The organism is Rahnella sp. ATs2, from assembly GCF_051851855.1.
Classification (GTDB): domain Bacteria; phylum Pseudomonadota; class Gammaproteobacteria; order Enterobacterales; family Enterobacteriaceae; genus Rahnella; species Rahnella variigena.
Window position 1 is genome coordinate 85,043 of the sequence record NZ_JBLYPL010000009.1, and the last position, 14,190, is coordinate 99,232.

Annotated in this window: 12 protein-coding genes; 8 read left to right on the forward strand and 4 right to left on the reverse strand. The window is 54.4% G+C overall.

The genetic code is table 11. The features are described 5' to 3' along the window. Nucleotides 1-51: 51 nt before the first annotated feature. Both ACJY2G_RS11420 and ACJY2G_RS11425 read left to right on the forward strand, forming a co-directional pair. Complete coding sequence (locus ACJY2G_RS11420; RefSeq protein WP_095925004.1) at nucleotides 52-972, forward strand: SPFH domain-containing protein; 921 nt, start codon at nucleotides 52-54, stop codon at nucleotides 970-972. Then, the gene (locus ACJY2G_RS11425) at nucleotides 972-1,427 is read left to right on the forward strand and encodes an NfeD family protein (protein WP_112287554.1); all 456 of its coding nucleotides are present in this window, start codon (nucleotides 972-974) and stop codon (nucleotides 1,425-1,427) included. Before ACJY2G_RS11420 ends, ACJY2G_RS11425 begins: the two co-directional genes overlap by 1 nt. A 9-nt stretch (nucleotides 1,428-1,436) precedes the next feature. Here the strand turns inward: ACJY2G_RS11425 and cueR are convergent, their stop codons facing one another. Beyond that, entirely contained in the window at nucleotides 1,437-1,838 is a 402-nt protein-coding gene (cueR, locus tag ACJY2G_RS11430) for a Cu(I)-responsive transcriptional regulator (protein WP_112287553.1), read from the reverse strand. Between the two features lie 145 nt (nucleotides 1,839-1,983). On the opposite strand from cueR, the gene copA reads away from it, so the two are divergent. From copA to ACJY2G_RS11460, 6 genes are all read left to right on the forward strand, one after another. Beyond that, on the forward strand, nucleotides 1,984-4,515 hold the full coding sequence (copA, locus tag ACJY2G_RS11435) for a copper-exporting P-type ATPase CopA (protein WP_439291760.1): 2,532 nt from the start codon (nucleotides 1,984-1,986) through the stop codon (nucleotides 4,513-4,515). Between the two features lie 90 nt (nucleotides 4,516-4,605). Continuing rightward, entirely contained in the window at nucleotides 4,606-5,406 is an 801-nt protein-coding gene (locus ACJY2G_RS11440) for a TraB/GumN family protein (RefSeq protein ID WP_430318917.1), read from the forward strand. A gap of 251 nt (nucleotides 5,407-5,657) precedes the next feature. Next, nucleotides 5,658-6,137 carry a Cys-tRNA(Pro)/Cys-tRNA(Cys) deacylase YbaK gene (gene ybaK, locus ACJY2G_RS11445; RefSeq protein WP_430318916.1) on the forward strand — a complete coding sequence of 160 codons (480 nt, stop codon included), beginning with the start codon at nucleotides 5,658-5,660 and terminating at the stop codon, nucleotides 6,135-6,137. Nucleotides 6,138-6,182: 45 nt separating this feature from the next. Further along, nucleotides 6,183-7,394, forward strand: coding sequence for an MFS transporter (locus ACJY2G_RS11450; protein ID WP_430318915.1), 1,212 nt, complete (start codon nucleotides 6,183-6,185; stop codon nucleotides 7,392-7,394). A gap of 237 nt (nucleotides 7,395-7,631) precedes the next feature. Next, nucleotides 7,632-9,323, forward strand: a complete 1,692-nt coding sequence (ybaL, locus tag ACJY2G_RS11455; protein WP_112287548.1) for a YbaL family putative K(+) efflux transporter — start codon at nucleotides 7,632-7,634, stop codon at nucleotides 9,321-9,323. Nucleotides 9,324-9,471: 148 nt separating this feature from the next. Beyond that, nucleotides 9,472-10,716 carry a sensor domain-containing diguanylate cyclase gene (locus tag ACJY2G_RS11460; protein ID WP_430318914.1) on the forward strand — a complete coding sequence of 415 codons (1,245 nt, stop codon included), beginning with the start codon at nucleotides 9,472-9,474 and terminating at the stop codon, nucleotides 10,714-10,716. Nucleotides 10,717-10,765: 49 nt separating this feature from the next. Here ACJY2G_RS11460 and ACJY2G_RS11465 read toward each other — a convergent pair whose 3' ends face one another. The 3 genes from ACJY2G_RS11465 to hemH all read right to left on the reverse strand — a co-directional run bounded on the left by ACJY2G_RS11465 (nucleotide 10,766) and on the right by hemH (nucleotide 14,056). Further along, a complete protein-coding gene (locus tag ACJY2G_RS11465) occupies nucleotides 10,766-11,026 on the reverse strand; it encodes a helix-turn-helix domain-containing protein (RefSeq protein ID WP_132965079.1) in 261 nt (86 codons plus the stop codon). 709 nt (nucleotides 11,027-11,735) lie between these two features. Beyond that, complete coding sequence (locus ACJY2G_RS11470; RefSeq protein WP_430318913.1) at nucleotides 11,736-13,055, reverse strand: inosine/guanosine kinase; 1,320 nt, start codon at nucleotides 13,053-13,055, stop codon at nucleotides 11,736-11,738. Nucleotides 13,056-13,093: 38 nt separating this feature from the next. Next, on the reverse strand, nucleotides 13,094-14,056 hold the full coding sequence (hemH, locus tag ACJY2G_RS11475; RefSeq protein ID WP_120160761.1) for a ferrochelatase: 963 nt from the start codon (nucleotides 14,054-14,056) through the stop codon (nucleotides 13,094-13,096). Nucleotides 14,057-14,190: the final 134 nt, after the last annotated feature.

Here is a 14,190-nt window from a genome sequence, read left to right on the forward strand (position 1 = left end):
CGACTATTTCATCCGGAATAGTCAGGACACAGTTTTACAGGAGTTCACCCTATGTTTGATCTGATTCCCATTCCTATCCTTATTTTGATCGTGCTGGCGCTGCTGGTGGTTTACGCCGGGATCAAAATTGTGCCTCAGGGTTATCAGTGGACTGTCGAGCGCTTCGGCCGTTACACCAAAACGCTGATGCCGGGGCTGAATCTGGTGGTGCCGTTTGTGGACCGTATCGGCCGTAAAATCAATATGATGGAACAAGTACTGGATATTCCTTCTCAGGAAGTGATTTCCCGCGATAACGCCAACGTTGCCATCGACGCCGTGTGCTTTATTCAGGTGATTGACCCGGCGCGTGCCGCGTATGAAGTCAGCAATCTGGAACAGGCGATCGTTAACCTGACCATGACCAACTTCCGTACGGTTCTGGGTTCGATGGAACTGGACGAAATGCTGTCACAACGCGACAACATCAACGCACGTTTGCTGCATATCGTCGACGAAGCCACCAATCCGTGGGGCGTCAAAATCACCCGTATCGAAATCCGTGATGTGCGTCCGCCTGCTGAACTGATCTCCGCCATGAACGCGCAGATGAAAGCCGAACGGACAAAACGTGCCGATATTCTGGAAGCTGAAGGCGTGCGTCAGTCTGCCATTTTGCGTGCTGAAGGTGAGAAGCAGTCGCAGATTTTGAAAGCGGAAGGTGAGCGTCAGTCAGCGTTCCTGCAGGCCGAAGCGCGTGAACGTGCGGCGGAAGCAGAAGCCCAGGCAACCAAAATGGTGTCTGAAGCGATTGAAGCCGGTAGCGTGCAGGCGATTAACTACTTCGTGGCACAAAAATATACCGATGCACTGACCAAGATCGGTTCTGCTAATAACAGCAAAATCATCATGATGCCGCTGGATGCCACCAGTCTGATGGGCTCCATTGGCGGGATTGCTGAGCTGCTGAAAGAAACCAAAGGCGGCAAATAATGCTGCACGATTTCATGGCAAATCCGCACGTATTCTGGCTGTCTCTGGGCGGCCTGTTGCTGGCGGCTGAGCTGGTGGGTGCGAGTGGTTACTTGCTGTGGAGCGGCGTGGCGGCGGCCTTAGTGGGCGCTGTCACGTGGATCCTGCCGTTGCCGTGGGAATGGTCAGGCACGGCGTTTGCGCTGCTGACCATTCTGGCGGCGTGGCTGTGGTGGAAGTGGCTGAATCAGCGTGTCGACAAAAGTGCAGGCAATTCAGCGCTGAACCAGCGCGGTCAGCAGTTAGTAGGCACTCACGCCACCGTGCTGGAACCGGTCACTAACCAGTTCACGCGGGTACAAATCGGTGACAGCAGCTGGCGGGCAATTTGCGCGTCGCCGCTGAACGTCGGTGACAAAGTGGTGATCACCGGCGTAGAAGGCGCGACGCTGCGCGTGGAACCTGAGGCTCGCTAAAACAAAATCTCAGTGCTTATGACAGCATCCGCTGAGGTTATCAATGATCGGGCAGTCAGCCCCCTCGTCACCCGGACAGGCATCCGCCAGCGTCAGTAAGCGCTCACGCATCACTTTCAGTTCTTCAATGTGCCGTGCAATTTCGGCGGCCTTTTCTAATGTCCGCGCTTTCACGTCCGCACTGTGGCGATCCGGGTTGTGGAATAACGCCACCAGTTCCTGACACTCTTCCAGCGTGAATCCGACCTGCCGCGCCTGACGCAATAACGTCAGCTCTTCGATATGTTTTTGCGCATAACTGCGGTAGCCGTTCTCACTGCGAGCCGGTGCGGTAACCAGCCCCTTCTCTTCATAAAATCGAATCGCTTTACTGGTGAGACCGGTTTTTTTCGCTACATCACTGATGTTCATTTCGCCTCCACGACAAGCTGATTGTTGCGCATGATACGAACATCATACGCCATGAAATTAAAATAACAGAGACTGCGGCTTGACCTTCCCCTTGCTGGAAGGTTTATCCTCTGTCCTGAGTGAAGTTAACCCAAGGAAAATGATCATGACAACCACCGTATTATCTCTGCAAGGCCTGTCCTGCGGACACTGCGTGGCTTCAACGCGTAAAGCGCTGGAAGCCGTGGAAGGCACGACTGCCGTTGAAGTTTCTCTGGATAAAGCCATCGTCAAAGGCGATGCCAGCAGCCAGAGTCTGGTCGATGCCGTGATTAACGCCGGTTATGAAGCACAGGTGGTGGAGGACGCATCCCCAAAATCTGAGCCGCTGACCGATAAGGCGAAAGTTTTGCCGGAACCCCTGTCAGCGGCGGCGTCACCTGTTCCGGCAGAAACTCATGCACCACAAACCGCCGACGACAGCGTGCAGCTGTTGCTCAGCGGGATGAGCTGCGCCAGTTGCGTCAGTAAAGTGCAGTGGGCGCTGGAAGGCGTGAACGGTGTCGAACGGGCACGCGTCAATCTGGCGGAACGCAGTGCGCTGGTCAGCGGTAATGCCGACCAGAATGCGCTGATTGCCGCCGTTGAACAGGCCGGTTACGGCGCCGAAATCATTATCGACGAAACTAAACGTCGTGAGCGCCAGCAACATACCTCACGCAAAAGTATGATCCGCTTCAGCTGGCAGGCGGCTCTTGGCTTAGCTGCGGGTATCCCGATGATGCTATGGGGATTACTCGGCGGTGAAATGATGGTGACCGCCAGCAACCAGACCGGCTGGCTGATTGTCGGCCTGCTGACGTTGCTGATCATGATTGTCGCGGGCGGCCATTTTTACCGAAGCGCCTGGAAAAGCCTGATGCACGGCAGCGCCAATATGGACACGCTGGTGTCGCTCGGTACCGGCGCGGCCTGGATATTTTCCTTCGCCGTCAGCCTGTGGCCGGAGGCGTTCCCGATGCAGGCACGTCATCTTTATTATGAAGCCAGCGTGATGATTATTGGTCTGATTAACCTCGGCCACGCGCTGGAACAACGCGGACGTCAGCGTTCGTCTCAGGCACTTGAACGTTTGCTGGATCTGACCCCGCCGACCGCACGCGTGGTTACCGAAGAAGGCGAGAAAACCCTGCCGCTGGCTGACGTTCAGCAAGGTATGACGCTGCGCCTGACGACCGGTGACCGCGTGCCGGTTGACGGCGAAATTCAACGTGGTGAAGCCTGGATGGATGAAGCGATGCTGACCGGGGAGCCGATCCCTCAGCAAAAATCGCAGGGTGAAAAAGTGCACGCCGGTACGCTGGTGAAAGACGGCAGCGTGCTGTTCCGCGCAGATGCCATCGGCAGCCAGACCACCCTTTCACGCATTATTAATCTGGTGCGTGAAGCCCAAAGCAGTAAACCTGAAATCGGTAAGCTGGCGGATAAAATCTCTGCTGTCTTCGTACCGGTTGTGGTGCTGATTGCGTTATTCAGCGGTGCCATCTGGTACTTCTTTGGTCCGCAACCGCAACTGATGTATACGCTGGTGATTGTCACAACGGTGCTGATTATCGCCTGTCCTTGTGCGCTCGGTCTGGCAACGCCGATGTCGATTACCGCCGGTGTCGGACGCGCCGCTGAGTTTGGTGTGCTGGTGCGCGATGCCGATGCACTGCAAAAAGCCAGTACGCTTTCCACGCTGGTTTTTGATAAAACCGGCACGCTGACCGAAGGCCAGCCGAAAGTGACAGACATTCATACGTTCAGCGGTTTCAGTGAACAACAGGTTTTACGGTTTGCCGCTGCACTGGAAAAAGGTTCACACCATCCTCTTGCCCAGGCCATTGTCGAAAAAGCGCAAGGGCTGGAAATCCCTGATATCGCGAATTTCCGTACCCTTGGCGGGCTGGGTTTGCGCGGTGACGTGGAAGAACAATCCCTGCTGCTGGGCAATCAGGCGCTGATGCATGAAAACGGGGTGGATACTCAGGCGGCTGACACGATGCTGGATACGTTAGCCAGCGAAGGTGCCACGCCGGTATTGCTGGCTGCTAACGGCAAGATTGCGGCGCTGTTTGCCCTGCGGGATCCGCTGCGTGAAGACAGCGTCAGCGCGTTGCAGCGCCTGCATCAGCTGGGTTATCAGCTGGTGATGCTGACCGGCGACAACCCGCGAACTGCGCAAGCTATTGCGGCGCAGGCGGGAATTGACACAGTGATTGCCGGCGTGCGTCCGGAAGGGAAAGCCGACGCCATCAAAGCTTTGCAGGCCAAAGGGCAGCAGGTCGCGATGATTGGCGACGGCATTAATGATGCTCCGGCGCTGGCTCAGGCGGATGTCGGTATTGCAATGGGCAGCGGCAGCGACGTGGCGATTGAAACCGCGGCGATTACGCTGATGCGCCCGGGTCTGAACGGTGTCGCCGATGCGCTGGCAACGTCTCAGGCGACACTGCGAAATATGAAGCAAAACCTGCTGGGTGCTTTTGTTTACAACGTGATTGGTATTCCGGTTGCCGCCGGTGTGCTTTATCCGCTGACCGGAACTCTGCTCAGCCCGATAGTGGCGGGTGCTGCGATGGCGCTGTCTTCCATCACGGTGGTCGCCAACGCAAACCGTCTGTTGCGCTTTTCACCTAAAAAAGGACAGTCTTGAAAAACACGCCGAAAAAACAAGACGTTTCCCCTGTTCGCTAAACCGCAGGCGCGTTAGCATGGTCTCTCATTTTTCGGGAGACCCTGCATTATGGCGCCGTTTTTAAACCAGGCATTCAGCTGGCTTCGCCGGCTTTTTCCCGCTGAGTATGCCTATCCCGCCCTGGATATCCGGCTTCCCGGCAATCGCTATCTGCATCTGGTCGGCAGCATTCATATGGGCACGCAGGATATGCAACCGCTGCCTGCGCAACTGTTGCGCCGCCTGAAAAAAGCCGATGCGCTGATAGTCGAGGCAGATATCAGCGGCACCGATTCCCCTTTCAGTATGACCGGCGAATATCCTCCGCTGGCTGAACGCCTTTCTGAATCGCAATATCTGCACGTCGAACGTTTATGCGAAGAACTGGGTGTGTCGATGTGGACGCTTAATCCTTTGCCGTCATGGCAGGTCGCGCTGATGTTGCAGGCCACGCAGGCGCAGCGTCTCGGACTGCGCGGAAATTACGGCATCGATTATCAGCTGTTGCACAACGCTAAAGAGCAGAACACGCCAGTCATTGAACTGGAAGGGCCGGAGGAGCAGTTTGCGCTGTTGCAGCAACTTCCCGACGACGGGCTCGGACTGCTGGAAGATACCCTGACGCACTGGCACACCAACGCGCGCCTGCTGCAAACCATGATCAGCTGGTGGCTGGACAGCAAACCAGGGCTGGCGGTCGAGCAGCTTCCGAATACCTTTAGCAGTGATTTATACGATGTGCTGATGAATCAGCGAAATGTGCGCTGGAAAAAACAGCTGCTGGACTTACCTGCAGGAAACTATGTGGTCGCAGTCGGTGCGCTGCATTTGTACGGCGAAGGGAATTTGCCGGAGCTGCTGAAAGGATAAAAAAATGGCCGGTTTTTAAGGCCGGCCAGTCAAAGAGGAATTTCATTTTATTAGTTATAGCTTCAGTACCGGCCTTTTCAGGCACAGCACCGGCGCGCACAGGGTATCAATCTGCGGCGGGTCTTGGCAATAACCATTCATTGCTCTACTATTTCATCCTCGCTCAGTAATCATACTTTATTGTTTGTTTTCATCAGATTGAGCTGATGACGATTTTCCGAACAAAAAAGTAAATAAAATAGGCGGTAATCATGACACCCGCGGTCATCCTCCTGGAAAAAAACAACGTCAGCTTTACCCTTCACCCTTATGAACACAGCAGCGATGAAACCAATTTTGGCGATGAAGCCGTGAAAAAGCTCGGGCTGGATGCGCGTCAGGTTTATAAAACGCTGCTCGTTTCGCTCAACGGCGATGCCAAAAATCTGGCCGTTGCCGTCACGCCGGTGGCGTCGAAGCTGGATTTAAAAAAGGTCGCCAAAGCCCTGAAAGCCAAAAAAGCCGATATGGCAGATCCGGCTATCGCCCAGCGCACCACCGGTTATCTGGTCGGCGGCATCAGTCCGCTTGGACAGAAAAAACTGCTGCCGACGGTGATCGACAGTCCGGCGCAGACGTTTTCCACGATTTATGTTTCAGGCGGTAAACGCGGACTTGATATTGAACTGGCGGCAGGCGATCTTTGCCGTTTACTCAAAGGCCAGTTTGCCGATATCGCTAAAGTCGACTGACAGGCAGGTACCCTGCACCTCTACAATAAGAAGGCTTCCTCCGCTATGACAGACACGACGTCAACGCCAGTCAGCCCGCAGAAAGACGCAGTCAAGAAGACTGCGTTTTCTATTCTGGCGGCGATCAGCGTTTCTCATCTGCTCAATGACATGATTCAGTCGCTGATACTGGCGATTTATCCGTTACTGCAAAACCAGTTTTCCCTGAGCTTTACGCAAATCGGGCTGATTACCCTGACGTATCAGATAACCGCCTCGCTGTTGCAACCGCTTATCGGCTATTACACCGACAAGCATCCGCAACCCTATTCTCTGCCGATCGGCATGGGCTTTACGCTCTCCGGCCTGCTGTTGCTGGCGGTCGCGCAGAGTTTCCCGGTGGTGTTGCTGGCGGCGGCGCTGGTCGGCACAGGCTCCTCGGTGTTCCATCCGGAATCGTCGCGCGTGGCGCGTATGGCCTCCGGCGGACGTCACGGACTGGCGCAGTCGCTGTTCCAGGTCGGTGGCAATCTGGGTTCTTCACTTGGTCCGTTGCTCGCGGCGCTGATCATCGCGCCTTACGGTAAAGGCAACGTCGCATGGTTCTCGCTGGCGGCGATGCTGGGGATTGTCGTGCTGCTGCAAATCAGTAAATGGTATCGCCAGCAAAATCAGATCGCCAAAAAGCGTGGCCCGGTGAACAGCAATATCACCCTGCTGCCGCGTAAAACCGTGGCGATGTCGATGGGTATTCTGCTGGTGCTGATTTTCTCAAAGTATTTCTACCTGACCAGCCTGAGCAGTTATTACACCTTTTACCTGATCCATAAATTTGGCGTCTCGGTACAAAGCGCGCAAATTCATTTGTTCGTCTTCCTGTTTGCCGTCGCAGCGGGCACCATCATCGGCGGGCCGGTGGGCGATAGGATTGGGCGCAAATACGTCATCTGGGTCTCAATTCTGGGTGTCGCGCCATTTACGCTACTTTTGCCTCATGCCAATCTGATGTGGACCAGCGTGCTGAGCGTGATTATCGGCGTGATTCTGGCCTCGGCATTTTCAGCCATTCTGGTGTTCGCGCAGGAGCTGATGCCAGGCAAAGTCGGCATGGTTTCCGGCCTGTTCTTCGGTCTGGCCTTTGGTATGGGCGGGCTGGGCGCCGCGGTTCTCGGCTATGTGGCGGATAAAACCAGCATCGAACTGGTGTATCAGATTTGTGCCTTCCTGCCGTTGCTTGGGATCCTGACAGCATTCCTGCCAAATATTGAACGCAAATAGCCCTTAACCTTTCCTTCCCGGCTGCCGATAGTTAAATATCGGCAGCGTCTGAACCCTTATTCCCTTGATATCTGCCTGATAAAACCCATTTAAATCCCGCGTTGGAATTTTTTTTATCGTCTGCTGATGATTTTTAATAAAAAAGGCCAAAATTCCCCAACGCGAAAACGATTTTTACCATAAACTTAGAAACAATCAGCAACATATTTGCTTTATGCATAACCAGAAGGAGTCTGAATGCATCATTCTACGCCTCTCATAACTACCATCGTTGGCGGTCTGGTCCTGGCTTTCCTGTTAGGAATGCTTGCCAACCGCCTGCGAATTTCTCCTCTGGTTGGCTATCTCGCCGCTGGCGTGCTGGCCGGCCCTTTTACACCGGGCTTCGTTGCAGACACCTCACTGGCCCCGGAACTGGCTGAAATCGGCGTCATTCTGCTGATGTTTGGGGTCGGTCTGCATTTTTCCCTGAAAGATCTCCTCGCCGTAAAGTCGATAGCCATTCCCGGCGCTGTAGCGCAAATCGCGGTAGCGACGCTGCTTGGGATGGGGTTATCAAGTCTGATGGGCTGGGATCTGGCGACCGGGCTGGTGTTCGGGCTGTGTTTGTCCACCGCCAGTACCGTGGTGCTGTTGCGTGCTCTGGAAGAACGGCAACTGATTGATAGCCAGCGCGGGCAAATCGCCATCGGCTGGCTGATTGTTGAAGATCTGGTGATGGTGCTGACGCTGGTTCTGCTGCCTGCGTTCAGCGGCATGCTGGAAAGCCATCACTCAAGCCCGGTCGAACTGCTGACCGGACTGGCGGTGACCATTGGTAAAGTGATTGCGTTCATGGTGCTGATGATGGTGGTCGGCCGCCGCGTGGTGCCATGGATCCTCGCCAAAACCGCCAGTACCGGTTCACGCGAACTGTTTACGCTGTCTGTTCTGGCGCTGGCGCTGGGCATCGCGTACGGCGCCGTCGAATTCTTTGATGTGTCGTTCGCGCTGGGTGCGTTCTTCGCCGGTATGGTGCTCAATGAATCCGAACTCAGCCAGCGTGCAGCGCACGACACGTTACCGCTGCGCGATGCGTTTGCGGTACTGTTTTTCGTCTCGGTTGGCATGTTATTCGACCCGATGATTCTGGTGCGTGAACCGCTGACCGTGATTGCCACGCTGGCGATCATCGTGTTCGGTAAATCCATCGCCGCGTTCCTGCTGGTGAAAATGTTCGGGCATTCCAAACGCACCGCACTGACGATTTCCGTCAGTCTGGCGCAGATTGGTGAATTCGCCTTTATTCTCGCAGGCCTTGGGATTTCACTGGGTTTGCTGTCTGAACATGGCCGCAATCTGGTACTGGCGGGGGCCATTCTGTCGATTATGTTTAACCCGCTGCTGTTCACGCTGCTGGAAAAATATCTGGCGAAAACAGAAACCATCGAAGACCAGAGCGTTGAAGAAGCCGTTGAAGACGAGAAGCAAATCCCGTTCGATTTATGCAATCACGCACTGCTGGTCGGTTATGGACGTGTCGGCAGCCTGCTCGGTGAGAAACTTCAGGCCGCCGGAATTCCGCTGGTGGTGATTGAAAATTCGCGTCCGCGTGTCGAAGCGCTGCGCGATCAGGGCATCAGCACGGTGCTGGGCAATGCTGCCAATCAGGAAGTGATGGATCTGGCGCGTCTCGACTGCGCCCGCTGGCTGCTGGTGACCATTCCGAATGGTTACGAAGCCGGAGAAATCGTCGCCTCTGCGCGTGCCAAACGGCCTAATATCGAGATTATCGCCCGCGCGCATTATGATGACGAAGTGACTTACATCCTGGAACGTGGTGCAAATCGCGTAGTGATGGGCGAACGTGAAATTGCCAACAGCATGGTCGATATGTTGCAGATAGATGCCATGACCGAAGACGAAAAAAGGCCGTTTTGCCCGATCTGATTTGTTCCTAACGCCGGGCGCAGTACTTTTGCTGCGCCTGCCCCCCCTTCCCGCAAAAAATTCCCTTTAACTTTCGCGACATAAAAAACACCTAATCAGATCATTTCGCGGTATTCTCTTTTTATGTCAAAAATTGACCGGTACTGCGATGTTGCTATCCCATCTGGAAACATTGAACATTTTGAGCACGCCGGTCTGGGTTGTCTCAGTACATAACCAGCAAATTATTTTCGCTAATACGGCGGCCCGAAAACTTGCGGGTAACAGTTTGCTGGGCCCCCTGCGCAACGGTCAGTTTTCGGTCCAGTCTTTGCAATCCCTCGAGTCCTATCTGCCTCATCTGCAAAAAGGCGATCAGGTCATTGAAATCTGGACCATCCACAAAGAAGGCCGCGCCTTTCCCCTGAGCTGCCGTCTTTCTCTTGCACAGTTTGGCTTGCAGGAACCGGTCATCGTGTTCGAAGGAACGCACACCTCCGCGGCCAATGTTCCGGCGCCCGGTTCGTTCCTGAGCGAAGCCCGACCTTACCGCCGTGATCAGAGCGGTTTCTATGAGCGGTTTTTCCAGACTAATACGGCGCCAATGCTGCTGATTGACCCTGCTAATAACGGGCAGATTGTCGATGTGAATCTGGCGGCGACGCGATTCTATGGCTATACACGCGACGAAATGTGCATGAGACACACCTGGGAAATCAATGCGATGGGCCAGGACGTGCTGCCGGTGATGCATGAAATCGCCCGTCTGCCCGGCGGACATAAACCGCTGACCTTTGTGCACAAACTGGCGGACGGTAATCTGCGCCATGTGCAGACTTACGCCGGCCCGGTGGACGTGGATGGCGTGCGGCTGATGCTGTGCATCATTCACGATATTACCGAGCAAAAGCGCCTTGAGCAGGAACTGGAACACGCCGCACTCCGTGATCCGCTGACCGGACTGGGCAACCGCCGCCAGTTTATGCAACTGGTAGAAAACGCGCGGACGCAAAATCCGCAACGCACGCACAATTTCAGTCTGATGCTGGTCGATGCCGATCATTTCAAAGCAATTAACGATCAGCACGGGCATAACAAAGGCGATGATGCACTGGTGATGCTGGCGAGAACGCTGGAAACGGGGATCCGCGAAAGCGATACCGTATTCCGCTGGGGTGGCGAGGAGTTTCTGATTTTGCTGCCGCTGACCGGTCTGGAAGGCGCATTACATGTCGCTGAGACACTCCGCTTAGCCGTTGAAGAGTATAAGCATCCTGATTTACCTTCGATGACAGTGAGCGTCGGTGTGGTGCAGTACGAAACAGGAGAAGACTTCACCAGACTGTTTAAACGTGTGGATGACGCGTTATATCGCGCAAAGACATCTGGAAGGAATCAGGTTCAGATGGGCTGAGGGCAAACATAAGGGCGCAGTTCATCACTGCGCCTGTTTAAGCCCCATGCTAAACCAAATGTTTTTCTCTTACTGCCCTTCTGATTACCTTCCCACAATCATCAAAATAACGGCTCGGCCAGATGACCTCTGGCGCAACTCCCACAGCGTCAGCAATCAATATTTCACCTTTTGGCCACGGGCGTGACAACGCGTTTGATAGTGTCGAAGAGGATAAACCTGCCGCGCGTGAAGTTGCCGCAAGCGTAGTGCCTCTTTTACGCAAGGCAGCAATGATGTCAGCAGGATGCCAGTCATATTGGTGTTTCATTTGTCACCTCCGCGAGTAAGCAGCAGAAGGAACGGCAGGAAAGTGGGAGGATGTGAAATTCTTTTCATTTGCATCTCCAGGATCGTTAATGACCGCTACCACGAGAGGTGCAATGCTCTTGGGTGGTAGCTCAGACAGGGATTGCACTACCGGGATCCTGGAAAACCGGCCTGACCGAAGTCAGCCCCACCTGAGCCACCATTGAACGTCTCAAAATCGCAGAGTGCGAACATTTTGACGGATGTGACAAGGCGTAGACAAGAAACTGAGTGTTTCTAATCTCCAGAATATCCGGGGTGCAATTCCCGACTGCGGATGTGCCGCAGCGCACGGATCATACCGTAATGATTTCATGGCTGCCAATATGTAAATCAGTTACCTGAGAGGCTGATTCAGAGAAAATTTAAGCTTTTGCAGGGGATTACATCGTGCGACGGGTTTTGATTTAAGAAGCCTGAGGTCGGTTCCAAAATATCGCCGGAGGAGAGGTGGAAAACCGCGTGTCTTTTTACGCGGGTTGTAACCCGAACGGAGGGCACCGCGCAGCGGCGGGATTTTGCGGCTATCGCTTCGCTGGCTGAAACATAGCCTCAAGCGACAGCGCGCAGTAAAAGAGCCGGAGATTCTTAAAGAGGCGCGGCGACAGGCGCCTCTTAAGGCCAGTTTGGGTGGCAACCCAAGGTGTTGACGTTGGCAGCCACCTGACTATTTAACGTTCCCAGTAACTCTCTTCCAGACTGTCTTCACGCTCCGGCAATCCTCGCGTCAGACGCGGAGAATGCTGGTTCAGTACCTGATAGCTGACGCGGTTGGCGTATTTACATACCTGCGCCAGTGAGGAGTACGTCAGATACTCGCGGGAATGTTTGCTGGAATTCGGCACAGAAGTACGGTGGAAACCGTTCGCGGCGATATCATGCAGCAGCGCAGACAGCGCGCCATCCCCCGCCCCATTGGTATTCATGATTTTTTCCGGTCCGCCCATATACGGCGCAATGTGGGAATAAATCTTCAGCGGAACCTGACAACATTCACGACGCATCGCCCGGCTGAATTCATACTGATTAAATTCAGCAATCGCGCCCGGCAGCAACGGATGCTGAGTCGTGCGTTTGAATTCGTCCTCGGTATAACTCGCCATAAACAGACCGTTCGGTCCGGCGGTACACAACACCAGATCCACCCAGTCCAGCGCTTTATCCGCCGCCATCAGTGGATCTTTCATGCCGGTCAGCGCAAACCCTTCGTCTTCGTTCATCGCCAGAATCGACACGTTATCGCGGATGAAATCGCGCCATGCCTGCGGATCTTCCGCGATGACGTATTGCGTCCCCAGCGTTAACACTACCGGCACATGGTATTTTTTAGCGTATTCAATGGCCTGCATGGTGGCTTCTGGCATCGGTTCGCCCGGCTTGCTGCGCAGCAGGTACGAGGTGAGCAGCAGCGCGGACGCGCCGGCAATCACATCTTCCGGCACGCTGCAGGCATGCAGTTCATTCATTTTTCCCGGACTGATGGCAAAGGTGCGCTCGCCGGTGTCGCTGATCAGCGTGAAACAGCGGCCAATTGCGCCGTCCACGCCTTGCAGAAAGTTAAGATCCACACGGCTTGAGGTGTTACACAAATAGCGGTAAGCGTAATCACCGATTTTGACGTTGTTACACATCACGCCCAGCAGTACCGAACGGTCATCAGCCAGCACGGAATAATTGTGCAGCGTGTTACCGACGGTGCCACCGGCAAACTGATGGCTGATAAGCGCGTGGCTCATCAGTTCCTGATACAGCGCTTCGGACATATCATCGTCAAGAATATTGGATTCACCCGGCGTCAGGCCGTAACGGGCCACAAAATTTTCATCCACGCGCGCTTCAATATCGACCATTGTCTGGTCGATGCCGACGATGTACGAGGCCCCGGCTTCAGATTCCGGCTGCATGGCCTGCAGCATGGAATCACGCAATAAAGGGTCACGCGCGCTGACCGGAAAATAGTGTTTAGACTTACGTTTACCAGGAAATTTCATTCATTATTCTCGGGAAATTCAAAAAGCTCAGGCTTCATTCAGAAGTGCTGAGTGACCAGTTGTTGCAGCAGATCGATATGCTCCGGCTGGTCGTTTAAGGCGTCAATATATTCGAAGCGCTCGCCGCCTGCATGAATAAAAATCTCACGGTTCTCGCCTTTGATCTCTTCCAGCGTCTCCAGACAGTCTGCCGCAAAGCCAGGGCACATGATCTGAATATGCTTAACTCCCTGAGCCGGAAGGCCTTTCAGTGTTTCATCCGTGTACGGGGTCAGCCACGGTTCGCGACCAAAGCGCGACTGGAAGGTCAGCATTATTTTGCCCGACGGCAGTTGCAGTGCGTCGGTCAGCGCCTGCACGGTATCGCGGCAGCGTTGTTCATAATCATCGCCTTCAGCGACAAAACGTTTAGGAATACCGTGGAAGGAGAGCACCAGACGATCCGGTTCGCCATGCTGAGCAAATGAACGTTCGATGCTGGCTTTGAGCGCGGAAATATAGGCCGGATGGGTGGCGTAATCACGGATAAAGCTCATTGAAGGCAGGCGACGCTGAGATTTCAGCACGCGCGCCACGCCGTCAAATACCGCAGCGCTGGTTGAGCAGGAGTATTGCGGATACAGCGGCAGTACCACCATTTTAGTCACGCCCTGCGCCAGCAGTTTTTCAATAGGTTCTTTCATGCCCGGCTTGCCGTAGCTCATCGCCAGTTCAACCGGCGTGCCCGGCAGACGTTCTGCCAGCGCTTTCTGCTGACGGCGGCTGTACACCATCAGCGGCGAGCCTTCTTCCATCCAGACCGCTTTATACAGTTTGGACACGCGCGGGGAACGCAGCGGCAGGATCACCAAATTCAGGATCGGCCACCACAGCAGACGGGGCGTATCCACGACGCGGATATCACTCAAAAACTCAGCCAGATATTTTTTTACGGCCTGCGGAGTCGGTGCTTCCGGTGTTCCAAGATTGACCAAGAGAACACCGAATTTAGTCTGCGTCATGCTGAATATCCTAAATTGAAGGCATTGAAGCCGTGTGAAAAATGATGGGCGCCGCCGTTTTTTGGTGCTGCAATTTGCAATGCTGAAAAGAGGCGCAGGTCATTGTAACGAAAACAAAGACGATGGGAACAACG